This window comes from Streptomyces sp. NPDC005263, assembly GCF_042872365.1.
GTDB lineage: Bacteria > Actinomycetota > Actinomycetes > Streptomycetales > Streptomycetaceae > Streptomyces.
The window spans coordinates 88488-110905 of sequence record NZ_JBIAKJ010000006.1 but is presented as its reverse complement, the minus strand read 5'-3'; the positions used below and the strand labels follow the sequence as shown (position 1 = coordinate 110905).

Genomic DNA, 22418 nt, shown 5'->3' with positions numbered 1-22418 from the left:
TCCTCACGCGTAGGGGCTGTCGGCGCCCGCGGCAGCGGGACGGGGGGCGCGGGCCGGGCAGCAGCCGATGGGGCACAGGTTGTGGTCGGCGCCGAGCGTCCCCAGCGCGCACGGCGTGACCTCCTGCCCGCGCTCGACGGCGGCGCGCTCCAGGACGAGGTCGCGGATCGCTGCGGCGAACCGGGGGTCGGCGCCGACGGTGGCCGAGCGGCGGACCGGCAGGCCCAGCTCCTCGGCCTTGGCCGTCGCCTCCGTGTCGAGGTCGTACATGACCTCCATGTGGTCGGAGACGAAACCGATGGGCGCCATGACGACCGCCGGTACCCCGGCCGCGTGCCGCTCCTGAAGGTGGTCGCAGATGTCGGGCTCCAGCCACGGGATGTGCGGGGCGCCGGAGCGGGACTGGTAGACGAGCTGCCAGGGGTGGTCGACGCCGGTGCGCTCACGGACGGCGTCGGCGACGAGCTGGGCCACGTCCAGGTGCTGCTTGACGTACGCGCCGCCGTCGCCGTGTCCTTCGACCGGGCCCGAGGTGTCCGCGGAGGCGATCGGGATCGAATGGGTCGTGAAGGCGATGTGCGCGCCGTCACGGACGTCCTCGGGAAGGTCGGCGAGGGAGTCGAGCACGCCGTCGATCATGGGCTCCAGGAAGCCCGGGTGATTGAAGTAGTGCCGCAGCTTGTCGACCTTCGGCGGCTCCAGACCCTCGGCCCGAAGGGCGGCCAGCGACTCGGCGAGGTTCTCCCGGTACTGGCGGCATCCCGAGTAGGAGGCGTAGGCACTGGTGGCGAGGACCAGGACGCGGCGGCGGCCGTCGCCGGCCATCTCGCGCAGGGCGTCCGTCAGATAGGGAGCCCAGTTGCGGTTGCCCCAGTAGACCGGCAGGTCCAGGCCGTGGCCGGCGAAGTCCTTGCGCAGGGCGTCCAGCAGGGCGCGGTTCTGGTCGTTGATGGGGCTGACCCCGCCGAACAGGAAGTAGTGCTGCCCGACTTCCTTGAGGCGTTCCTTGGGGATTCCGCGCCCGCGCGTCACGTTCTCCAGGAACGGGACGACGTCCTCCGGCCCCTCCGGGCCGCCGAACGAGAGCAGGAGCAGGGCGTCGTAGGGGGTGGCTTCGAGCGCGTCTGGCATGGGATCGATCCTGTCATCAGGTACTGACAGCCGGGAAACGGCGGGGTGACCACCCTGGTTCCCACCACGTCCATCCACGTCCATCCACGTGCGTCAGGCGCGCCTGACTCGTAAGCTGTATCAGCGGTTTCGCGCCTTACCGAGCCCGCCTCGCCGAGCCCCTCACCGAGCCGCCCCGCTCCCGCCCGTCCGGAGACCCCGTGCCCAGTCCCTACCGCGCCCTGTTCGCCGCCCCCGGCTCCAGGCGTTTCTCCGCCGCGGGACTTCTCGGCCGGATGCCGCTGTCGATGATGGGCATCGGCGTGGTCACGATGATCTCCCAGCTCACCGGCCGCTACGGTCTGGCCGGCGCGCTGTCGGCGACCATCGCGCTGGCCGCCGCCGTGGCGGGCCCGCAGGTCTCACGGCTGGTTGACCGCCACGGCCAGCGTCGGGTGCTGCGCCCGGCGACCCTGATCTCGCTCGTCTCGGCCACCGGGCTGCTGATCGCCGCTCACTACCGGTGGCCGGACTGGACGCTGTTCGTGTTCGGCGCCGGCGTCGGCTGTGTGCCGAGCGTCGGCGCGATGATCCGGGCCCGCTGGGCGGCGCTCTACCGGGGCACCCCGCAGTTGCACACCGCGTACTCCTTCGAATCGGTGATCGACGAGGTCTGCTTCATCTTCGGGCCGATCATCTCCATCGGACTGTCCACGGCCTGGTTCCCGGAGGCCGGCCCGCTGCTCGCCGCGGCTTTCCTCGCGGTCGGCGTCTTCTGGCTGACCGCCCAGCGGGCCACCGAGCCCGCCCCGCATCCGCGCACGCAGCAGGAGACCGGTACGGCCCTGCGCTCCCCCGGTCTCCAGGTCCTGGTGGCGACCTTCGTGGCGACCGGCGCGATCTTCGGGGCGGTGGACGTGGTCACCGTCGCCTTCGCCGAGGAGCAGGGGCACAAGAGCGCCGCGAGCCTGGTCCTCGCGCTCTACGCGGCGGGCTCGTGCACGGCGGGAATCGTGTTCGGGCTGCTGCACGTCAAGGGGACGGCCGAACCCCGCTGGCTGATGGGCGTGTGTGCGATGGCCGTGAGTATGATCCCCCTCCTACTGGTCGGAAACTTGCCGTTTCTGGCCGTGGCGCTGTTCGTTGCGGGTCTGTCCATCGCTCCCACGATGATCACGACGATGTCCCTGATCGAGCAGCACGTACCACGCGCGCAACTGACCGAGGGCATGACCTGGGTGAGCACCGGCCTGGCGGTCGGGGTCGCGCTCGGCTCCTCCGTGTCCGGCTGGGTGATCGACGCCGCCGGCGCGCGGGCCGGGTACGGGGTTCCGGCGGTGTCCGGAGCCGTCGCGGTCGCGGTCGGTTTCCTCGGGTACCGCCGGCTCAGCAGGCCGGCTCCGCGTCGGGGAGGCACCGTTGAGCAGCACAGCGAGCGGGAAGAACGGCACGTGGCGTAACTGGGGCGGCAACGTCACAGCCCGTCCCGCGCGGGAGGTCACTCCCGCCTCGGTCGACGAGCTGGCGGACGCCGTACGGAAGGCCGCCGAGGACGGGCTGAAGGTGAAGGCCGTCGGAACCGGGCACTCCTTCACGTCCATCGCCGCCACCGACGGTGTGTTGATACGCCCGCACCTGTTGACCGGCATCCGCACCATCGACCGTGCCGCCGGCGAGGTCACGGTCGAGGCGGGCACCCCGCTCAAGCGGCTCAACGTGGCCCTGGCCCGCGAAGGTCTGTCGCTGACCAACATGGGCGACATCATGGAGCAGACCGTCTCCGGGGCCACCAGCACCGGCACCCACGGCACGGGCCGCGAGTCGGGCTCGATCGCCGCGCAGATCACCGGCCTGGAACTGGTCACGGCCGACGGCTCGCTCCTCACCTGCTCGCAGAAGGAGAACCCGGAGGTGTTCGCGGCCGCCCGAACAGGTCTGGGCGCCCTCGGCATCGTCACCGCGATCACCTTCGCCGTGGAGCCGATCTTCCTGCTCACGGCCCGTGAGGAACCGATGCCCTTCGACCGTGTCCTTGCCGAGTTCGACCAACTGTGGGCCGAGAACGAGCACTTCGAGTTCTACTGGTTCCCGCACACCGGCAGCACCAACACCAAGCGCAACAACCGCAGCGCGGGTCCGGAACAGCCGGTGGGGCAGCTGGCGGGCTGGTTCGAGGACGAGTTCCTCTCCAACGGCGTCTTCCAGGTGGCGCAGTGGGTGGGACGTGCGGCGCCCGCCACGATCCCCACGATCGCCCGGGTCTCCAGCAAGGCCCTGTCCGCCCGGACCTACACCGACATCCCGTTCAAGGTCTTCACCTCACCGCGCCGGGTGCGCTTCGTGGAGATGGAGTACGCCGTTCCGCGCGCCGCGGTGACCGAGGCGCTGCGCGAGCTGCGGACGATGGTCGAGCGCTCCGGCCTGCGGATCAGCTTCCCGGTCGAGGTGCGGACTGCCCCGGCCGACGACATCACGTTGTCCACGGCGTCCGGCCGGGACAGCGCGTACATCGCCGTCCACTTGGTCAAGGGGGCGCCCTACCACGCGTACTTCACCGCCGCCGAGCGCATCTTCACGGCGTACGAGGGCCGGCCGCACTGGGGCAAGGTGCACACGCGCGACGCCGAGTACCTGGACGGGGTCTACCCGCGGTTCGGCGAGTTCACGGCGCTGCGGGACCGGCTCGACCCGGACCGCCGTTTCCAGAACGCCTATCTGCGGCGGGTGTTGGGGGCGTAGGCACGCGAAGTCGTTGGTTCCGTTTCCGGTGATCGCGTGAAGGACGCCACCTCCGAGGTCCCGGAATCCGCTGCGGGGCACCCAGACGCCGTCCGACCGGAGAAGTCGGGCGGCGCGCCCATCCACGCAGGTGGCTCGAATGGAGTACTGTTGCGAGCCCTGGGTTCGGTCTCCCGCCAGGGCGTCCGCGACCTTCAAGGACCGCCGGGAGGGGGCTAGTTGCACAGGGTGACGGACTATGTCACTTAGCGTTGCGAATAGGTAACCGTGCCATAACGGCGATCCAGGGCCCGTGCCCGACACGCCGGGCAACTCGGCAAGGTTGTGACAGGCTGCACCCGGGCAGGTCACACTCGACTAGCGGAAGCAGCGACGCACGTGACGTCGGCAGGCACCACCCGGGAGGTCCCCATGCCCGAACTGCGTGTCGTGGCCGTCTCCAATGACGGCACACGGCTGGTGCTGAAGGCTGCCGACGCAACGGAGTACACGCTTCCGATCGACGAACGCCTGCGCGCTGCCGTGCGCGGCGACCGTCCCCGCCTCGGCCAGATCGAGATCGAGGTGGAGAGCCATCTCCGCCCCCGTGACATCCAGGCGCGTATACGCGCCGGCGCGACCGCGGAAGAGGTCGCGCAGATGGCCGGGATCCCCGTGGACCGGGTACGCCGCTTCGAGGGTCCGGTGCTGGCCGAACGCGCCTTCATGGCCGAGCGGGCCCGGAAGACCCCGGTGCGCCGCCCCGGCGAGAACACGGGACCGCAGCTGGGCGAGGCCGTCCAGGAGCGGCTGACCCTGCGCGGCGCCGAGAAGGACACCGTGCAGTGGGACTCGTGGCGCCGCGACGACGGCACCTGGGAGGTCCTGCTGGTCTATCTGGTCGCGGGCGAACCCCACTCGGCGAGCTGGACGTACGACCCGCCCCGGCGGCTCGTGCAGGCCGTCGACGCGGAGGCACGCTCGCTGATCGGTGAGTCCGAGGACCTCGCGGCCGCGCCGGAGCCCAGCTTTCCCTTCGTACCGCGCATCGCACGACTGCCGCGTGACCGTCCGCTGGACCGCACCCTTGACCGGCCGAGCCTGCCCGCGCCGGCTCTCGAACCGGCCGACGAGACCGCGAGCGCGAGTGCGGGCGAACGGGACTCGCTGACCAGCCTGCTGGAGGCGGTGCCGAGCTTCCGGGGCGACCTGGTGGTTCCGGAGAGTCCGTCCGAGGAGGCCCCCGAGGAGGAGGAACCCGCCTTGGAGTCCGAGGCCGAGGAGCCCCCCGCTCCCGCGGCCTCGGCCGGTTCGGCCTACGCGGACGTCCTCATGCCGCGTTCCGTCGGCGGCCATCGCGACCGCCTCGTCGGCTCCACCGACCGCCAGGCCGAGGCGGACGGCGTCCGTCCGGGACGTCGGGCGGCGGTCCCGAGCTGGGACGAGATCGTGTTCGGCACGAGACGGAAGAAACAGGAGTAGCCCTCGTACAGCACACGCCGCACGAGGGCGGTACGCAACGACCGAAGGGCCCGCGCCGGTCGGCGCGGGCCCTTCGGTCGTCCCTCTACTGGGGGTCGGGCCCGACGGCGACCGGACGCGACGGGTCCGAGGACCACTCCGACCAGGAACCGACGTACAGCGCGGCCGGGACGCCCGCCACCGCCAGGGCCAGCACCTCGTGAGCGCCGGAGACGCCGGAACCGCAGTAGACACCGACCGCCGAGTCGCCGGACACGCCCAGCTCCTTGAAGCGGGCGGCCAGTTCCTCCGCCGGGAGGAAGCGGCCGTCCACCGCCACGTTCTCGGTGGTGGGTGCGGAGACGGCGCCCGGGATGTGGCCGCCGACCCGGTCGATCGGCTCCACCTCGCCCCGGTAGCGCTCCCCCGCCCGGGCGTCCAGCAGCACCCCGGAGCGGGCCAGCGCCGCGGCCGCGTCCGCGTCGAGGAAGCCCGCCGCGTCCGGCCTCGGCCGGAAATCGCCCACTGCCGGTTGGGGCGTGTCCGTCGACAGTGCGCCCCGCCAGGACGGCAACCCGCCGTCGAGGACTCGCACGTTCGGGTGACCCGTCCAGCGCAGCAGCCACCAGGCGCGGGCGGCCGCCCAGCCCTGCCCGCCGTCGTACACGACCACCGGCGTGCCTGAGGAGACACCCTCGGCGCGCATGGCGGCGCCGAACTCCGTGAGGTCGGGCAGTGGGTGCCGGCCGCCGGTGCCGGGGGGCCCGGCGAGCTCCCGGTCCAGGTCCACGAAGACGGCCCCCGGGATGTGCCCGGCGGCGTACTCGGCCCGCCCGTCGAAGGGCGGCTCCCCGGCGGCCTTGGCCACGCTCAGCTGCCAGCGGACGTCGAGCAGGACCGGCGGGTTGTCGCCCGTCAGGCCGTCGGCGAGTTCGGATGCGGAGATGATGGCGTTCATGGCCACCATCCTCGCGCACCGGGTGGCCGCGTCGTCCAGGTCCGGGGCCACCTGCTCGGCCTAGCGTTGCTCGATCGCCGTTCGTACGGGATCGGGCACATGCTGTACAGCCGATCGCCACCCGGCGGACATCGCACGGTAACGGCCCGGGCGGCGTACGACGGACATTCTGCGGCCACGGGGCACCGCACGGCGGCGCGCCCGGGGCGCGCGTACGCGCGGGTGGTGCGAGCATCGGCAGGGGTCCCCGCGCAAGGGAACCGCGGCCGCGGGCTCCGGACCGCTCGGACCGCGCACGCACGGCTCCGCCGACGCGGGGCAGGTCCGGACGGACCGCGTCGGCACGGGGCACGTACGCACCGGTCCCGGCAGAGCGGAAGTGAAGCGACACGGCCGCCGCGAGAGGCCGAGAAGAGAGTGACGATGACCGAACCGAGGCGGTCGGCCGGCCCGCACGACAGGAAGCACAAACGGCCGGTGCCCGGCACACCCTGCTGGGTGAGCCTGATGGTGCACGGGATGGCGACGACCCAGGACTTCTACGGTTCGCTGTTCGGCTGGGAGTTCCGACCGGGGCCGCAGCAGCTCGGTCCCTACGTCCGGGCCCTGCTCGACGGGCACGAGGTGGCCGGCATAGGCCAGCTGCCGCCCGACCGCCACCTTCCCCTGGCCTGGACGCCCTACCTCGCCTCGGACGACGTGGACCTGACCGCTGAAACGGTACGGCTGTGCGGTGGCACGGTCGGGGTGGGGCCGCTCGACGCGGACGACGCCGGGCGGCTGGTGATCGGCTCGGACCCCTCGGGTGCGGTCTTCGGCGTGTGGCAGGCGGCGGGGCACCTCGGTACGTCCCTGGACGGGGCGCCCGGCGCACCCGCCTGGCACGAACTGCTCACCTTCGAGACCGCGAGCGTCGCCAAGTTCTACGAGACGGTGTTCGGTTACGAGGAGGAGCCGGCGGGCGCCGCCGACACCGACCATGTGACCCTGCGCCTCGGCGACCGCCCCGTGGCCGGCCTCCACGGCGTGGGCCAGGCCCAGCTCCGCGACCTGGGGCCGCACTGGATGACGTACTTCGAAGTCCTGGACACGGACGAGGCGGCCGCCCGCCTCGTCGCCCTCGGCGGCCGCCTCCTGAAGCCGCCGCACGACACCCCGCACGGCCGCGCGGCGACGGTCGCGGATCCCGAGGGTGCCCGGTTCTCGCTCATCCGCAGCGCACGTTGACGGAGCCCTCGTGGCGCCAGGTCCCTGACCGAGGAGTCAAGTCTGTCAGCCGGAGGCGACCGGCAGGACGTCGGGCGAGAGCGCGCCGGCGTGGGCGGAGGCGCTGGTCACCCGGCGGCGGTGGTGACGTCGGCACAGCACCTCGTAACCGACCTCCGCGGCGGAGCCGTTCACGTCGCCGACGACGACCTGCTCGCCCTCGACGACCATCTCGCCGTCCACGGTGCGGGCGTTGTGCGTGGCACGCGCCCCGCACCAGCACATCGCCTCGACCTGGAGGGTCTCGATCCGGTCCGCCAGCTCGATCAGCCGTTGCGAGCCGGGGAACAGCTTCGTCCGGAAGTCGGTGGTGATACCGAAGGCGAAGACGTCCAGACCCAGGTCGTCCACGACGCGTGCCAACTGGTCGATCTGCTGCGGGGCGAGGAACTGCGCCTCGTCCACGATCACGTAGTCGACCCTGCCGCCCTTCGACAACTGGTCCACCAGGTAGGCGTGCAGATCCATGTCCGGAGCCGCCTCGACCGCTTCCGTCACCAGGCCCAGCCGGGAGGAGAGCTTCCCCTCCCCCGCCCGGTCGTCCCGCGTGAAGATCACGCCCTGAAGCCCCCTGGCTGAGCGGTTGTGTCCGATCTGGAGCGCCAGAGTGCTCTTCCCGCAGTCCATCGTTCCGGAGAAGAACACCAGCTCGGGCATGGCGGGTCGAACACCTTTCGGTCGCGGAGGGAGGTGGGCCTGAAGACTTCAGCAGGGTCCTGAAGACCTCAGGAGCGTACTTCGAGCAACGGGACCAGTTGCTCGGCAGGGGTCATCGAACCGTGGTTGCCGACCATCGCTGACTCCTTGGGCTCCCGCTCCGAGGCGATGATCAGGACGTCGTCACGGGCGGCGGCCACCACGTCGCCGAGACGGTCGTGGACACGTCGCTCGATCTGCTCCGGCGGCCCGAACCAGCCCGCGGCGATCGCCTCGTCCCGTGAGGCCACCCAGAACTGTTCGCCGAGCACCTCGCGCCAGCAGGTCAGGACGTCGTTCTCGGCGCCCCGGACCGCGTAGACATGGCGGGCGCGGCCCTCGCCGCCCAGCAGGGCGACCCCGGCGCGCAGTTCCCAGTCCTCGTCGAAGTCGATGCGGTGCTGCTCGTCGAAGGGGACGTCGATCATGCCGTGGTCGGCGGTGACGTACAGCGCGGTACGCGGCGGCAGTTGCTCGGCCAGTCGCTGGACCAGCCGGTCGACGTACATCAGCCGGCCGCGCCAGGTGTCGGAGTCGACGCCGAAACGGTGGCCGGCGCCGTCGACCTCGGCGTAGTACGTGTAGACCAGGGAGCGGTCACCCGCGGCCAGTTGCTCGGCCGCGAGGTCCATCCGCTCCTCGCCCGTCACCCGGCCGTGGAACGTACCGCCGCTGAGCGCGACCTTGGTCAGCGGGGTGCTCTCGAAGGTGGGGGACGAGACCTGGGCCGCGTGCACCCCTGCCCGCTCGGCCAGTTGGAAGACCGTGGGGTGCGGCTGCCAGACCGCCGGCGCCGTCCACGGCTGCCAGCGCAGCTGGTTCATCAGCTCACCGGTGGCCGGATTGCGCACCGTGTAGCCGGGCAGGCCGTGCGCGCCGGGCGGCAGTCCGGTGCCGACGGAGGCGAGGGAGGTGGCGGTGGTCGCCGGGAAGCCGGTGGTGAGCGGCCGGCCGGTGCCGCCGCGCGAGCTGCCGAGGAGCGAGGTCATGAAGGGCGCCTCGTCCGGATGCGCCCTCAACTGCTCCCAGCCGAGCCCGTCGATCAGGAACACGCAGTTCCGGTCGGCGGGGGCAAGCTCGGAGAGGGTCGCGGTCGTCCCCGGTACGGCCATACCCGCGGCCAGGGTGGGCAGCAGGTCGGCGAGGGATCCGCTGCCGTACGCGGGGACGGGCGCCGAGTCGAGGGCGAGTGGTTCCGGATGGTGGTCCCAGGCGGAGGCGGGATGCGCCATCAGCGGGTGGCGTCCGCGGTCGCCTCGGAGATGGCCTGAGCGAAGACGAGCGCCTGGCGCACCGTCTCCGGACCGTCCCCGGCCTCGCTGACCCGCAGGCTCAGGTCGTCCGCCGTGGAACTTCCGGTGTAGCCGTGGTCGGCCTCGCAGTTGGGGTCGCCGCAGGCGGCGGGCTCCAGGTCGATACGGGAGACCGCGCCCCAGCCGATGGTCAGGACCACCTCACGGGGCAGAGTGCCGGGCTGGTACTGCTCAGGGTTGGCGACCACCCGGCTGACCACGACCGACGAGACCCGGTCGATCTTCACGGACTCGGTGGAGGTGGTGGCGTACGGCGTCGGGGAGGTGCCGTCGGCGGCCTGCTCGTCGGTGTGGCTGACGATGAAGCGGTTGCCGGTGAGGACCAGCACCGTCACGTGCCGCCGCACCTCGTTCTGGTCGAACGTCGTCTCCTGGTGGACCAGGTACGACCGGATGGGATCGCCGCCCACCGCGGCCTCCACCGCCTCGGCCACGAGGGCCGGGTAGTAGCCGCTGCGCTCGATCGCCGTTCGCAGCCCCTGGGTCGTCGTACTGGTCTTGGCCATGACGTCCATCCTACGGTGGCCCGCTGACTGCCCGGCACGCTCCGGGCGGTCTCAGTACGCGGGGAGTGTACGCGGGCCGAGGTCGTCCCGGGCGGGCGGTGGCGCCAGTCGTACGGACGCGCCGAGAACGCTCAGGCCACGCTGGGCGACGACGACCGGTTCCAGGGTGATCGCGACGACCTCGGGGTGGTCGTCGACCAGCCGCGACACCCGCAGCAGCAACTCCTCCAGCGCGGGGGTGTCGACGGGCGTGGAGCCGCGCCAGCCGAACAGGAGGGGCGCCGTCCGGATGGACCGGACCAGTGAGGCGGCCTCCCGGTCGGTGACCGGGACGAGCCGGTGCGCCATGTCTCCGAGCAGCTGGGAGGCGGCGCCGGCGAGTCCGAACGACAGCACGGCGCCCGCCGCCGGGTCGATCACGGCCCTGATGACGGTGTCGACGCCCCGCGGTGCCATGCCCTGCACCACCGGCCGCAGCTCCTGTGGCGTCCCGAACATCTCGGTCAGCTCGGCGTACGCGCGCCGCAGTTGGTCCTCGTCGGCGAGATCGAGCCGTACGCCGCCCAGGTCGGCGCGGTGCCTGAGGTGCGGGGCGGTCGCCTTGAGGGCCACCGGGTAGCCGAGGGTGCCGGCGGCCCGGACGGCGTCGTCGGGGGTGGGGGCGTTCAGGGCCCGGTGCACCCGCACGCCGTACTTCCCGAGCAGGTCGCAGGTCTCCTCGGTGCCGAGGGTGAGCCCCTGGCCGTCGGCGAGGAGTCCGCCGATCAGCGTGGCGGCCCCCTTCTCGTCGATGTCCTCGTACTCGGGAACCCTGCCGGGCTCGGCGGTGTCCCGCCGCCACTGCGCGTACCGGACCACCTCGGAGAGCGCCCGGACGGCACGTTCGGCGGCCGGGTAGGCGGGGATGAGGCGGGCGCCGGTCCGGGGCGCGGGCACCTCGCTCGTCGCCGGCACGGCCAGTCGGTCCAGCGGACGGAACGGGTGGGCGCGCAGGACGCCTCCCGGTGTCGCCGAACCCGCCTGCGGTGCGGTGCTCGCCGCGGCCGACAACGCTTCCGCGAGTCCGCCGAGTTCCACGTGGACCACCAGCACCGGCTTGCCGGGGACGCGCTCCGCGGCGGACCTCAGGGCCTCGGCCAGCGCGGCGTCCCCGACCGTCCCCTCCCCCAGTGCCGGTATCGCCGTGACCACGACCGCGTCGCAGGCGTCGTCAGCCAACGCCCGGGACAACGCCTCGTGGAAGTCCCCCGGCGACGCGCCGGTCGTCAGGTCCAGAGGCGGCAGCGGCCGCAGTCCCTCGGAGAGGCACGCGTCGTACGTCAGCAGCCCCAGCGACTCGGAGTTGCCGAGGATCGCCACCCGGGCACCGGTCGGCAGCGGCTGCCGCGCGAGCAGCAGTCCCGTGTCCACCAGTTCCGTGATCGTCTCCACCCGGATCACCCCGGCCTGGCGCAGCAGCGCGGACACCGTGGCATGCGGCAGCCGCGTCGCCCGTACCGCGTGGCCCTGCGGCGCGGAACCCGCGCCCTGGACCACGACCAGGGGCTTCGCCGCCGCCGTCCGGCGCGCGAGCCGGGTGAACTTGCGCGGGTTGCCGATGGACTCCAGGTACATCAGCGCCACGTCGGTGTCCGGGTCGTCGTACCAGTACTGAAGGACGTCGTTGCCGGACACGTCCGCGCGGTTGCCGGACGACACGAAGGTCGAGACGCCGCTCACCCCGGTGACCCCGCCGCCGCGCCGGTGCAGGCGGGAGAGCAGGGCGATGCCGATGGCGCCGGACTGGGCGAACAGTCCGATCCGTCCCGGCCGGGGCATCTGCGGGGCGAGGGAGGCGTTCAGCCGCACGTCCGGCGAGGTGTTGATGATCCCGAACGCGTTCGGCCCGATGATCCGCATGCCGTACGCGCGCGCGTGCCGGACCAGTTCCCGCTGCCGTTCGCGCCCCTCGGGCCCGCTCTCGGCGTAACCGGCGGAGAGCACGACGAGCCCCTGCACGCCGTGCCGGCCGCACTCCTCGACGGCTTCGGGGACCTGCTCGGCGGGCACCGCGACGATCGCCAGGTCGACCGGCCCGTCGATGTCCCGCACCGACCGGTGCGCGGGCACCCCGTCGACGTCCTTCTGTCCCTCGGGAAGGGCCTTGTTCACGGCGTGCAGCCGACCGGTGAACCCGGCGTCCCTGATGTTGTGGAGGACGCTGCGGCCCACCCCGCCGGGTGCACGGCCGGTCCCGATGACGGCGACGGAGCCGGGGGTGAGCAGCCGCTGCACGGAGCGTCCTTCGGCGCGCTGTTCGCGCGCGTACTGCACGGCGAGCGAGCGGTCCGTCGGCTCCAGGTCGAACTCCAGGCGTACGACGCCGTCCTCGAAGCTGCGCTTCTGGGTGTACCCGGCGTCCGTGAACACCTTGATCATCTTGATGTTGGCGGGCAGCACCTCGGCGGCGAAGCGGCGGATACCGCGCTCGCGGGCGACGGCGCCGATGTGTTCGAGGAGGGCGGAGGCCACTCCGCGTCCCTGGTGGGCGTCCTGGACGAGGAAGGCCACCTCGGCCTCGTCGGCCGGGGCCGAGGCGGGCATGCCGTCGGTGCCGATGCGGTCGTAGCGTACGGTGGCGATGAACTCGCCGCCGATGGTGGCCGCGAGTCCCACCCGGTCCACAAAGTCGTGGTGCGTGAAGCGGTGGACGTCCTTGGCGGACAGGCGAGGGTAGGGCGCGAAGAAGCGGTAGTACTTCGACTCGTCCGAGACCTGCTCGTAGAAGCTGACGAGGCGATCGGCGTCATCGACGGTGATGGGCCGGACGCGCGCGGTGCCACCGTCGCGCAGCACCACGTCGGCCTCCCAGTGGGCGGGATACTCATGCCGGTCCGACGAGGTCTGCATGGGCCCCAGAGTACGGCTCGCGCAGGACAACGGCGCGAGGCAGTCTGTGGTGGACGACGTCGGACCGAGGCCGCGGTCCGACGTCGCGAAGGGGCGGGACAGGACCGCTCCGGGCAAGCTTCACGTATGGGAAACTGGTCTAGACAACCCTGAACACCGAAGGGCAGCATCACATGGCTGAGCGCCGCGTCAACGTCGGCTGGGCCGAGGGTCTCCACGCCCGCCCCGCTTCCATCTTCGTCCGGGCCGCCACGGCCGCAGGTATCCCGGTGACGATCTCCAAGGCCGACGGCAACCCCGTCAACGCGGCCTCCATGCTGGCCGTCCTCGGCCTGGGCGCGCAGGGCGGCGAGGAGATCGTCCTCGCCTCCGACGCCGACGGGGCGGACGCCGCCCTCGACCGCCTCGCGAAGCTGGTCGCCGAGGGTCTCGAGGAACTCCCCGAGACCGTCTGAGGACAGACGTCGCAGCGCAACCCCGAAGGGCTCGTCCGAATTATCGGACGAGCCCTTCGCATTTCCCGATCGCGACCCGATTTCACTGTTCACGGGCAGCAGAAATAATCCCCCGCGAATTATCCCCTCTTTGTATACGGCTGAAGTGTTAATGCCGCAGGCTCGTCATGTTTACGGGATGTTGCGAGTTCCTCACACGATCCGGGCGGTCCTGCTGGGACGGAAAGCGCAGCCGGTGCGCGGCCAGGGCGCGCTCGGTGTGCAATGCCGTGACCGCTCGCGCGCGCTCGCCGTCCCCGCGCGCCACCGCGTCCACGATCGCGCCGTGCTCCGCCCAGGACTCGACCGGGTCGGCGGGCGCGTCCACCGCGTACATCCAGGCGATCTTGTGACGCAACTGGGTCAGCATGGAGGTCATCGCCGGGCTGCCGGAGGCCTGGGCGAGGGTCTCGTGGAACCAGCTCCCCAGGGAGCGCAGGTCATCGCTGGTCCCCCTGCGGGCCCGCTCCTGGCCCAGCCTCACCAGTCCGCGCAGCACCTTGAGGTGGGCCTCGGTGCGTCGCTGGGCGGCCCGGGAGGCACCGAGCGGCTCCAGCAGCACCCGCATCTCCAGGAGGTCGGCGCCCTCCTGCTCGGTGGGTTCCGCGACGTGCGCGCCCGCGTGCCGCCGGGTCACCACGAAGCCCTCCGCCTCCAGCGTGCGCAGGGCCTCGCGGACGGGGACGCGCGAGACGCCGTAGCGGCGGGCGAGCAGTTCCTCGGTGAGCCGGCCGCCGCGCTCGTAGACACCCGCCACGATGTCGTCACGGATCGCCGTGCATACCGAGTGCGCCGGAATACGCATGACCGACCTCCGCCTTAATCCCCGTGAAACGTCGACGATTGACGTGTGTTCGGTGACTCTATTGCAATGAGCCGGGATTTCCGATGGCGGGTCGGAATCCGTGGATATTTTTTGGACAGCCGGGCTTCAGAAACGCCGAAAGCCCCGGCTCGGTGAGCCGGGGCGGCGCTCGCGTCGGGGTGTCCTGCCGTCCGTCGTCAGACGTTCACGCCGTGCGAACGGAGATAGGAGACGGGGTCGATGTCCGAGCCGTACTCGGCGCTGGTGCGGGCCTCGAAGTGGAGGTGGGGTCCGGTGACGTTGCCGGTCGCTCCGGAGAGGCCGATCTGCGCGCCCGGGGTGACGGTCTGCCCCACCGAGACACCGATCGACGACAGGTGGCCGTACTGGGTGTACGTCCCGTCGTTCATCTTGATCACGATCTGGTTGCCGTACGACCCGCCCCAGCCGGTCTCGACCACGGTGCCGGAGCCGACCGCGTGGACGGTGGTGCCGGTCGAGGCGTGGAAGTCGATGCCGGTGTGGCTGCCGGAGGACCACAGGGAGCTGCTGGCCTGGTAACCGGTCGACACGTACGAGCCGGAGATCGGGGCGACGTAGGCATTGAGGCGCTTGCGCTCTGCCTCGCGGGCGGCGCGCTCCTTCTGCTCACGCTCCGCACGGGCCTTCTTGGCCTCCGCGATCGCCTTCTTGCGCGCGGCCTCCTCGGCCTTGCGCTGCGCCTCGGCCTCCTCGGCGGCCTGCTTCTGGGCGGCCGCCTGGGCGTCGATCTGGTCCGCGACGGTGTCACCGATGGTGATGACGGGGGTGAGGCCGGTCTGCTCGACCGCGGGCTCGGCGGCGAGCGCCGGGGCGGCCAGGGTGCCGATGACGCCGGTGGTGGTGAGTGCCGCGACACTCGCCGCACGGGCGGTGGAGCGCTTCATCCGGCTGGGACGACGGTGCTTCCCGGCGGCGCACATGAACGCCATGTGGTGGCTGGTCCTTTCCTTCCTTCTCGCCTACCGGGTTAGCTGACGGGTTCGGAGCAGGAAGGTCTCCTACGGACCCCCTCGCGGTGCGCGCGGGCGTCCGATTCACCCCAGGGACTTCACAAGTGGGTCCCCGGCTCCCCTGGCTCGCGCCATGCGGGGACTCGGCGATGACTGCCCGGTGCCGCGGGTGCGGCGCGGTGCCTGACGGACAGCCCGGACGACGCTAAGCGGGGCAACTTTCAATCCCCAAACCGATCACGGGTTTTGTAGTGCATGCCACAGGGCAGACAGGCAACCTCTCCCTCAATTCGGACATCGAGGGGCCCTGGTGACTTTCAGGTCACCAGGGCCCCGGGCACTTCTGTGGCTCCCGCGGTGTCGCTACCCGCCGCTACTCCGCGGAGACGACGGAGACCGCGCCGATGCCGAGGGCCTCGACGGGCTCCTTGATCTGCGCGGCGTCACCGACGAGGACGGTCACCATGCGGTCGATGGGGAAGGCGTTCACGGCCGCCGCGGTGGCCTCCACGGTGCCGGTCGAGGCGAGCTGCTGGTACAGCGTCGCCTGGAAGTCGTCGGGCAGGTGCTGCTCGACCTGGTCGGCCAGTGTGCCCGCGACCGCCGCCGCGGTCTCGTACTTCAGCGGCGCCACCCCGACGAGGTTCTGGACGGCGACATCCCGCTCGGCGTCGGTCAGGCCCTCGGCCGCGAGCGTGCGCAGCACCGTCCACAGGTCGTCCAGGGCGGGGCCGGTGTTCGGCGTGTCGACGGAACCGCTGATGGCGAGCATCGCGGCACCCGACCCGTCCGGGGTCGAGCGCAGGACCTGCCCGAACGCCCGCACCCCGTAGGTGTAGCCCTTCTCCTCCCGCAGGACGCGGTCCAGACGGGAGGTGAGGGTGCCGCCCAGGCAGTACGTGCCGAGCACCTGGGCGGGCCACACGCGCGCGTGCCGGTCGGGGCCGACGCGGCCGATCAGCAGCTGCGTCTGGACGGCGCCGGGGCGGTCCACGATGACGACCCGGCCGGTGTCGTCGGCGGTCACGGGCGGCACGGGACGCGGCTGGGCCGAGGAGCCGGTCCAGGCGCCGAGGGTGTCACCGAGCAGCGCGTCGAGCTCGACGCCGGTGAGGTCGCCGACGACCACGACGGTGGCGGTGGCCGGGCGGACGTGCTTCTCGTAGAAGCTCCGGACGGCCGCCGAGTCGATGGACTCGACCGTCTCCTCGGTGCCCTGGCGCGGGCGTGACATCCGCGAGGTCGCCGGGAACAGCTCCCTGGAGAGCTCCTTGGCGGCGCGCCGGGAGGGGTTGGCCAGCTCGTGCGGGATCTCGTCGAGGCGGTTGCGGACGAGCCGCTCGACCTCGCTGTCCGCGAACGCGGGCGCCCTGAGGGCGTCCGCGAGCAGGACCAGGGCCTTGGCCAGGCGGGAGGCGGGGACTTCGAGGGAGATCCGTACGCCGGGGTGGTCGGCGTGCGCGTCGAGGGTGGCGCCGCAGCGCTCCAGCTCGGCGGCGAACTCCTCGGCCGAGTGCTTGTCGGTGCCCTCGGAGAACGCCCGCGCCATGATCGTGGCGACGCCGTCCAAGCCGGCCGGTTCGGCGTCCAGGGGCGCGTCCAGCAGCACCTCGACGGCGACGACCTGCTGGCCGGGGCGGTGGCAGCGCAGGACGGTCAGGCCGTTGTCGAGCGTTCCGCGCTCGGGGGCCGGGAACGCCCAGGGCCTGGCCTCGCCCGCCTGGGGCTGGGGGTGGAACTGCATCGCGGCGAGCTCGCTCACTGGGCCGCCTCCTCGTCGTTCTCGTCGGTGGCTTCGGCGTCTTCGGCTTCGGTGCTGGTCGGCTCGTAGACGAGCACCGCGCGGTTGTCGGGACGCAGGCAGGCCTTGGCGACCTCCTGGACTTCCTCGGCGCTCACGTCGAGAACGCGCCCGACCGCGGTGAGGGCGAGCTGCGGGTCACCGAACAGCACGGCGTACCGGCACAGTTCGTCGGCGCGGCCCGCGACCGTACCGAGCCGGTCCAGCCACTCGCGCTCCAACTGGGCCTGGGCGCGTTCCATTTCCTCGGCCGTGGGGCCCTCCGCGGCGAACCGGGCGAGCTCCTCGTCGATGGCGGTCTCGATGACCGGCACCTCCACGTCGCCGGAGGTCTTCACGTCCAGCCAGCCCAGGGAGGGCGCCCCGGCCAGCCGCAGCAGGCCGAAGCCGGCGGCGACGGCCGTACGGTCACGCCGTACCAGCCGGTTGTAGAGACGGGAGGACTCGCCGCCGCCGAGGACGGTGAGCGCCAGGTCGGCCGCGTCGCACGCGCGGGTGCCGTCGTGTGGCAGCCGGTAGGCGGCCATCAGGGCGCGGGCCGGGACCTCCTCCTCGACGACCTCGCGCAGCTGCTCGCCGATGACCTCGGGCAGCGCGCCGTCACGCGGGGCGGGCTTGCCGTCGTGCCCCGGAATGGACCCGAAGTACTTCTCGACCCAGGCGAGCGTCTGCTCCGGGTCGATGTCGCCGACCACCGACAGGACGGCGTTGTTGGGCGCGTAGTACGTGCGGAAGAACGCGCGGGCGTCCTCCAGGGTGGCCGCGTCCAGGTCGGCCATCGAGCCGATCGGGGTGTGGTGGTAGGGGTGGCCCTCCGGGTAGGCGAGCGCGGTGAGCTTCTCGAACGCGGTGCCGTAGGGGACGTTGTCGTAGCGCTGCCGTCGTTCGTTCTTGACGACGTCCCGCTGGTTCTCCATCGATTCTTCGTCGAGGGCGGTCAGCAGGGAGCCCATCCGGTCGGCCTCCAGCCAGAGGGCGAGCTCCAGCTGGTGGGTCGGCATGGTCTCGAAGTAGTTGGTGCGCTCGAAGCTGGTGGTGCCGTTGAGCGAGCCGCCCGCGCCCTGGACGAGCTCGAAGTGGCCGTTGCCCTTGACCTGCCCGGAGCCCTGGAACATCAGGTGCTCGAAAAGGTGAGCCAGGCCGGTACGGCCCTTGACCTCGTGGCGCGAACCGACGTCGTACCAGAGGCACACCGCCGCGACCGGGGTCAGGTGGTCCTCGGAGAGCACCACGCGCAGGCCGTTGGCCAGGCGGTGCTCGGTCGCTGTCAGGCCCCCGGAGCCTGCCTGGGCTGTGGCCGTGTGACCCATGGGCATGTACGTCCCTTCGATCGCGGTCGCGGTCGTGGAAACCGCGGTTTTCCTGCCGGTCCTGCCACTGTATGCAAGCGCGTGAGGCCTCCGCGAAGTTCCCGGGGGACGTACGCCGACAGCGGATCGCGTAGCCTGCGGACAGTCGTGGGGGAGGCGTCTCCCCGCACCGGGCCGAGCAGCCGAGGCCGGGGCATGGTCCGCGTTGTCAGTGCCGCGGTCCACAATGGTCCGCGTCAGATGCCGTTCACGCTTCAGCAAGCGAGCGCCCAGTACGCGAGCGACCAGTAAACAGGAGGAGCCGGCAGCGATGGCCCGCCGCAGCACGAAGACCCCGCCGCCCGACGACTCGTACGAGGAGCGGATCCTCGACATCGACGTCGTGGACGAGATGAAGGGCTCGTACCTCGAGTACGCGTACTCGGTCATCTACTCCCGCGCCCTTCCGGACGCCCGGGACGGGTTGAAGCCGGTACATCGCCGCATCGTGTACCAGATGAACGAGATGGGCCTGCGCCCCGACCGCGGCTATGTGAAGTGCGCCCGGGTCGTCGGCGAGGTCATGGGCAAGTTGCACCCGCACGGCGACGCGTCGATCTACGACGCCCTCGTGCGTATGGCCCAGTCCTTCTCGATGCGTGTCCCCCTCGTCGACGGGCACGGCAACTTCGGCTCCCTGGGCAACGACGACCCGCCGGCCGCGATGCGGTACACCGAGTGCCGGATGGCCCAGGCGGCGAGCCTGATGACGGAGTCCATCGACGAGGACACGGTCGACTTCGCCCCCAACTACGACGGCCAGGAACAGGAACCGGGGGCCCTGCCCGCCGCGTTCCCGAACCTCCTGGTGAACGGCGCCTCGGGCATCGCGGTCGGCATGGCCACCAACATGCCGCCGCACAACCTGTCCGAGGTGATCGCGGCCGCCCGTCATCTGATCCGCTACCCGAACGCGGATCTGGACGCCCTGATGAAGTACGTCCCGGGCCCCGACCTTCCCACCGGCGGCCGCATCGTGGGCCTGACCGGCATCCGCGACGCGTACCAGACGGGCCGCGGCACCTTCAAGATCCGCGCGACGGTCTCGGTGGAGAACGTGACCGCGCGTCGCAAGGGGCTCGTCGTCACCGAGCTGCCCTTCGCGGTCGGTCCGGAGAAGGTGATCGCCAAGATCAAGGACCTGGTCGGCTCGAAGAAGCTGCAGGGCATCGCGGACGTCAAGGACCTCACCGACCGCGCCCACGGTCTGCGTCTGGTCATCGAGATCAAGAACGGTTTCGTGCCCGAGGCCGTCCTGGAGCAGCTCTACAAGCTGACGCCGATGGAGGAGTCCTTCGGCGTCAACAACGTGGCCCTGGTCGACGGCCAGCCGCTCACCCTGGGCCTCAAGGAGCTCCTCGAGGTCTACCTCGACCACCGCTTCGAGGTGGTGCGCCGCCGCAGCGAGTTCCGCCGCACCAAGCGACGCGACCGGTTGCACCTGGTCGAGGGTCTGCTCACCGCGCTGATCGACATCGACGAGGTGATCCGCCTCATCCGCTCCAGCGACAACTCAGCGCAGGCGAAGGAACGCCTGATGGAGACGTTCTCGCTGTCGGAGATCCAGACCCAGTACATCCTCGACACGCCCCTGCGCCGGCTCACCCGGTACGACCGCATCGAGCTGGAGGCGGAGAAGGAGCGCCTCAACGAGGAGATCGCGGAGCTGACCCGGATCCTGGAGTCGGACGCCGAGCTGCGCAAGCTGGTATCCGCGGAACTGGCCGCGGTGGCCAAGAAGTTCGGCACCGAGCGACGTACGGTCCTGCTGTCGTCGGCCGGTAACCCGACGGCGGCCGTGCCGCTCCAGGTGGCCGACGACCCGTGCCGGGTGCTGCTGTCCTCGACGGGGCTGCTGGCCCGTACGGCGAACGGCGAGCCGTTCCCGGCGGACGAGGACGCCGCACGAGCCAAGCACGACGTGATCGTCTCGGCGGTGCCGGCCACCGCGCGCGGCGAGATCGGCGTGGTGACGTCCACCGGGCGCCTGCTGCGGCTGAACGTGGTCGACCTGCCGCAGCTCCCGGACACCGTGGCGACGCCGAACCTCTCCGGCGGCGCCCCGCTGTCGGAGTTCGTCTCCCTGGAGGGGGACGAGACGGTGGTCTGTCTGAGCACGCTCGACGAGTCGTCCCCCGGTCTGGCGATCGGCACCGAACAGGGCGTGGTCAAGCGGGTGGTCCCGGACTATCCGACCAACAAGGGGGAGCTGGAGGTCATCTCCCTCAGGGAGGGTGACCGGATCGTCGGCGCGATCGAGCTGCGCACCGGTGAGGAGGACCTGGTCTTCATCACGGACGACGCCCAGCTGCTGCGTTTCCAGGCCGCGCAGGTCCGTCCGCAGGGCCGCGCGGCGGGCGGTATGGCCGGCATCAAGCTGGTGGAGGGCGCGAAGGTCATCTCCTTCACGGCCGTCGACCCGGCCGCCGACGCGGTCGTCTTCACGGTCGCCGGTTCGCGCGGCACGCTCGACGACTCCGTGCAGACCACGGCCAAGCTGACGCCGTTCGACCAGTACCCGCGCAAGGGCCGGGCCACCGGCGGGGTCCGCTGCCAGCGGTTCCTCAAGGGCGAGGACTGTCTGTCCCTGGCCTGGGCGGGCGCCACTCCGGCCAAGGCGGCCCAGAAGAACGGCACCCCGGCCGACCTCCCGGAGATGGACCCGCGTCGGGACGGCTCGGGCGTGTCACTCGGGAAGACGGTGGCCGTCGTGGCGGGACCGATCTAGGAACCCGCCCCGCGGGTCAGTACTCCTCGGCTCCTGGAGGGTTGTCTTCCTCCGGATCGGTCACATAGCGCAGAACGCCCCACATGCCGTGCTCATCGGCGTGTGGGGCGTCGCTCTTGCACGCCTCCAGCTCCTTGCCGAGGGCGCCCGCGTCGATGTCGGAGCCGATGAGGACGAGTTGGGTGAGGCGGTCGTCGGCGGCAGCCCAGGGCTCCGGGTAGAACCGGAGGAACCGCCCGACGGCGTGCAGCGAGTAGCGGTTGCGGAGGTCGTACGGCCCGAAGTCGACGTACCCCTTGATCCGGTACAGCCCCTCGGGCCGGCTGTCGAGGAACTGCATCAGGCGGCGTGGGTCGAGGGGCACCTCGGAGCCGAAGGACACGCTGTCGTAGCCGGAGTGCAGGTGCGAGCCGTGGTCGTGGCCCTCCGTCCGGTCGCTGAGATCGTCGAAGGACAGCTGCCCGACGCGCTCCTCGCTCGGCCGGCAGTCGAAGAGGAACTCGGGGTCGACACGGCCGTGGGTGGCGGGCACGACGGCGGCCCGGTCGACGAGGGAGCGGACCAGCCCGAGGACGCGTTCACCGTCGTCGGCCCGGTCGAGCTTGTTGACGACGACCAGGTCGGCGAGGGCGAGGTGCCGGTCGATCTCGGGGTGCCTGGCGCGGGTGTCGTCGAACTCGGCGGCGTCGACGACCTCGACGAGGCCCCCGTACACGATCCCGGGGTGTTCACTGGCGAGCACCATGCGGACCAGTTCCTGGGGCTCGGCGAGCCCGCTGGCCTCGATCACGATGACGTCGACACCGGTGGCGGGCCGGGCGAGTCTCTCCAGGTAGACATCGAGTTCGCTGGCGTCGACGGCACAGCACAGGCAGCCGTTGCCGAGGGAGACGGTGGAGTCGCCGAGCGCGCCCGCCACGGCCATCGCGTCGATCTCGATGGCGCCGAAGTCGTTGACGAGGGCGCCGATCCGGCTTCCGCCACTGTGGTGGAGGAGGTGGTTGAGGAGGGTGGTCTTGCCGGAGCCGAGGAATCCGGCGAGGACGACAACCGGGATCTGCCGCGGGATCCGACTCAACGCGCTACCTCTCTCACGCCACCGCGTGCGCCGGATCGTCCCCCTGCGCACGTACCAGGATTGAATGCCCACCCAGGATACGAGCCGGAAGAATGACCGCTGGGTGAACGATTGTTAGCAGTGCTCGCGGGGCAGACGTTGGGCAAGGCGCCGGTTCGTGCGACCCTCCCATCCCTCCGTGCGCCCCTCTCCGCCTCCCCCGCCGATCAGAGCCGCTCGGCACCCTGGGAGACGGCAAGCGCCGCCCACCGCTC

At 71.5% G+C, this 22418-nt stretch carries 17 protein-coding genes and 1 riboswitch; of the genes, 6 read left to right on the top strand and 11 right to left on the bottom strand.

Features of this window, described 5'->3' with window-relative positions; genetic code table 11:
* Positions 1–3: 3 nt before the first annotated feature.
* The gene (locus ACFYRY_RS26565; protein WP_389150552.1) at positions 4–1131 is read right to left on the bottom strand and encodes a ferrochelatase; all 1128 of its coding nucleotides are present in this window, start codon (positions 1129–1131) and stop codon (positions 4–6) included.
* Between the two features lie 200 nt (positions 1132–1331).
* Here ACFYRY_RS26565 and ACFYRY_RS26560 point away from each other — a divergent pair, with 200 nt between their 5' ends.
* From ACFYRY_RS26560 to sepH, 3 genes are all read left to right on the top strand, one after another.
* A complete protein-coding gene (locus ACFYRY_RS26560) occupies positions 1332–2570 on the top strand; it encodes an MFS transporter (RefSeq protein ID WP_389150549.1) in 1239 nt (412 codons plus the stop codon).
* Positions 2530–3849 (top strand): D-arabinono-1,4-lactone oxidase, encoded by a 1320-nt coding sequence (locus ACFYRY_RS26555; RefSeq protein ID WP_389150546.1) that lies wholly within the window; start codon positions 2530–2532, stop codon positions 3847–3849. The genes ACFYRY_RS26560 and ACFYRY_RS26555 overlap by 41 nt, the downstream gene beginning before the upstream one ends.
* A gap of 411 nt (positions 3850–4260) precedes the next feature.
* The gene (gene sepH / locus ACFYRY_RS26550; RefSeq protein ID WP_389150544.1) at positions 4261–5310 is read left to right on the top strand and encodes a septation protein SepH; all 1050 of its coding nucleotides are present in this window, start codon (positions 4261–4263) and stop codon (positions 5308–5310) included.
* Positions 5311–5395: 85 nt separating this feature from the next.
* Here the strand turns inward: sepH and ACFYRY_RS26545 are convergent, their stop codons facing one another.
* Positions 5396–6247 (bottom strand): sulfurtransferase, encoded by an 852-nt coding sequence (locus tag ACFYRY_RS26545; RefSeq protein ID WP_389150541.1) that lies wholly within the window; start codon positions 6245–6247, stop codon positions 5396–5398.
* 423 nt (positions 6248–6670) lie between these two features.
* Here ACFYRY_RS26545 and ACFYRY_RS26540 point away from each other — a divergent pair, with 423 nt between their 5' ends.
* Positions 6671–7474 (top strand): VOC family protein, encoded by an 804-nt coding sequence (locus tag ACFYRY_RS26540; RefSeq protein ID WP_389150539.1) that lies wholly within the window; start codon positions 6671–6673, stop codon positions 7472–7474.
* Between the two features lie 45 nt (positions 7475–7519).
* Here the strand turns inward: ACFYRY_RS26540 and ACFYRY_RS26535 are convergent, their stop codons facing one another.
* From ACFYRY_RS26535 to ACFYRY_RS26520, 4 genes are all read right to left on the bottom strand, one after another.
* Positions 7520–8170, bottom strand: coding sequence for a thymidine kinase (locus tag ACFYRY_RS26535; protein WP_389150536.1), 651 nt, complete (start codon positions 8168–8170; stop codon positions 7520–7522).
* A 68-nt stretch (positions 8171–8238) separates the two neighbouring features.
* Positions 8239–9441: an alkaline phosphatase family protein gene (locus ACFYRY_RS26530; RefSeq protein WP_389150533.1), complete on the bottom strand. Its 1203-nt coding sequence runs from the start codon at positions 9439–9441 to the stop codon at positions 8239–8241.
* Entirely contained in the window at positions 9441–10037 is a 597-nt protein-coding gene (locus ACFYRY_RS26525) for a DUF5998 family protein (protein ID WP_389150531.1), read from the bottom strand. The genes ACFYRY_RS26530 and ACFYRY_RS26525 overlap by 1 nt, the downstream gene beginning before the upstream one ends.
* A 42-nt stretch (positions 10038–10079) precedes the next feature.
* On the bottom strand, positions 10080–12917 hold the full coding sequence (locus ACFYRY_RS26520) for a GNAT family N-acetyltransferase (RefSeq protein ID WP_389150528.1): 2838 nt from the start codon (positions 12915–12917) through the stop codon (positions 10080–10082).
* Between the two features lie 173 nt (positions 12918–13090).
* Between ACFYRY_RS26520 and ACFYRY_RS26515 the strand changes: the two genes are divergently transcribed.
* On the top strand, positions 13091–13372 hold the full coding sequence (locus ACFYRY_RS26515) for an HPr family phosphocarrier protein (RefSeq protein WP_389150526.1): 282 nt from the start codon (positions 13091–13093) through the stop codon (positions 13370–13372).
* Between the two features lie 148 nt (positions 13373–13520).
* Here ACFYRY_RS26515 and ACFYRY_RS26510 read toward each other — a convergent pair whose 3' ends face one another.
* The 4 genes from ACFYRY_RS26510 to ACFYRY_RS26495 all read right to left on the bottom strand — a co-directional run bounded on the left by ACFYRY_RS26510 (position 13521) and on the right by ACFYRY_RS26495 (position 18319).
* Positions 13521–14216, bottom strand: a complete 696-nt coding sequence (locus ACFYRY_RS26510; protein ID WP_389150524.1) for a GntR family transcriptional regulator — start codon at positions 14214–14216, stop codon at positions 13521–13523.
* 197 nt (positions 14217–14413) lie between these two features.
* Positions 14414–15187, bottom strand: coding sequence for a M23 family metallopeptidase (locus ACFYRY_RS26505; protein ID WP_389150521.1), 774 nt, complete (start codon positions 15185–15187; stop codon positions 14414–14416).
* 13 nt (positions 15188–15200) lie between these two features.
* Positions 15201–15367, bottom strand: a riboswitch (cyclic di-AMP (ydaO/yuaA leader).
* 214 nt (positions 15368–15581) lie between these two features.
* On the bottom strand, positions 15582–16970 hold the full coding sequence (locus ACFYRY_RS26500; protein WP_389150518.1) for a M16 family metallopeptidase: 1389 nt from the start codon (positions 16968–16970) through the stop codon (positions 15582–15584).
* Positions 16967–18319: a M16 family metallopeptidase gene (locus tag ACFYRY_RS26495; RefSeq protein WP_389151631.1), complete on the bottom strand. Its 1353-nt coding sequence runs from the start codon at positions 18317–18319 to the stop codon at positions 16967–16969. Before ACFYRY_RS26495 ends, ACFYRY_RS26500 begins: the two co-directional genes overlap by 4 nt.
* Before the next feature lie 310 nt (positions 18320–18629).
* Between ACFYRY_RS26495 and ACFYRY_RS26490 the strand changes: the two genes are divergently transcribed.
* Positions 18630–21086 carry a DNA topoisomerase (ATP-hydrolyzing) subunit A gene (locus ACFYRY_RS26490; protein WP_389150515.1) on the top strand — a complete coding sequence of 819 codons (2457 nt, stop codon included), beginning with the start codon at positions 18630–18632 and terminating at the stop codon, positions 21084–21086.
* A 16-nt stretch (positions 21087–21102) separates the two neighbouring features.
* Here the strand turns inward: ACFYRY_RS26490 and ACFYRY_RS26485 are convergent, their stop codons facing one another.
* On the bottom strand, positions 21103–22164 hold the full coding sequence (locus ACFYRY_RS26485) for a CobW family GTP-binding protein (protein WP_389150512.1): 1062 nt from the start codon (positions 22162–22164) through the stop codon (positions 21103–21105).
* Positions 22165–22418 lie beyond the last annotated feature (254 nt).

Coding starts and splice junctions, on each gene's coding strand:
- ACFYRY_RS26530 (WP_389150533.1), bottom strand. CDS start 9,441: ATGGCGCATCCCGCCTCCGCCTGGGACCACCATCCGGAACCACTCGCC.
- ACFYRY_RS26495 (WP_389151631.1), bottom strand. CDS start 18,319: ATGGGTCACACGGCCACAGCCCAGGCAGGCTCCGGGGGCCTGACAGCG.
- ACFYRY_RS26540 (WP_389150539.1), top strand. CDS start 6,671: ATGACCGAACCGAGGCGGTCGGCCGGCCCGCACGACAGGAAGCACAAA.
- ACFYRY_RS26520 (WP_389150528.1), bottom strand. CDS start 12,917: ATGCAGACCTCGTCGGACCGGCATGAGTATCCCGCCCACTGGGAGGCC.
- ACFYRY_RS26565 (WP_389150552.1), bottom strand. CDS start 1,131: ATGCCAGACGCGCTCGAAGCCACCCCCTACGACGCCCTGCTCCTGCTC.
- sepH (WP_389150544.1), top strand. CDS start 4,261: ATGCCCGAACTGCGTGTCGTGGCCGTCTCCAATGACGGCACACGGCTG.
- ACFYRY_RS26510 (WP_389150524.1), bottom strand. CDS start 14,216: ATGCGTATTCCGGCGCACTCGGTATGCACGGCGATCCGTGACGACATC.
- ACFYRY_RS26490 (WP_389150515.1), top strand. CDS start 18,630: ATGGCCCGCCGCAGCACGAAGACCCCGCCGCCCGACGACTCGTACGAG.
- ACFYRY_RS26505 (WP_389150521.1), bottom strand. CDS start 15,187: ATGGCGTTCATGTGCGCCGCCGGGAAGCACCGTCGTCCCAGCCGGATG.
- ACFYRY_RS26535 (WP_389150536.1), bottom strand. CDS start 8,170: ATGCCCGAGCTGGTGTTCTTCTCCGGAACGATGGACTGCGGGAAGAGC.
- ACFYRY_RS26545 (WP_389150541.1), bottom strand. CDS start 6,247: ATGAACGCCATCATCTCCGCATCCGAACTCGCCGACGGCCTGACGGGC.
- ACFYRY_RS26525 (WP_389150531.1), bottom strand. CDS start 10,037: ATGGACGTCATGGCCAAGACCAGTACGACGACCCAGGGGCTGCGAACG.
- ACFYRY_RS26515 (WP_389150526.1), top strand. CDS start 13,091: ATGGCTGAGCGCCGCGTCAACGTCGGCTGGGCCGAGGGTCTCCACGCC.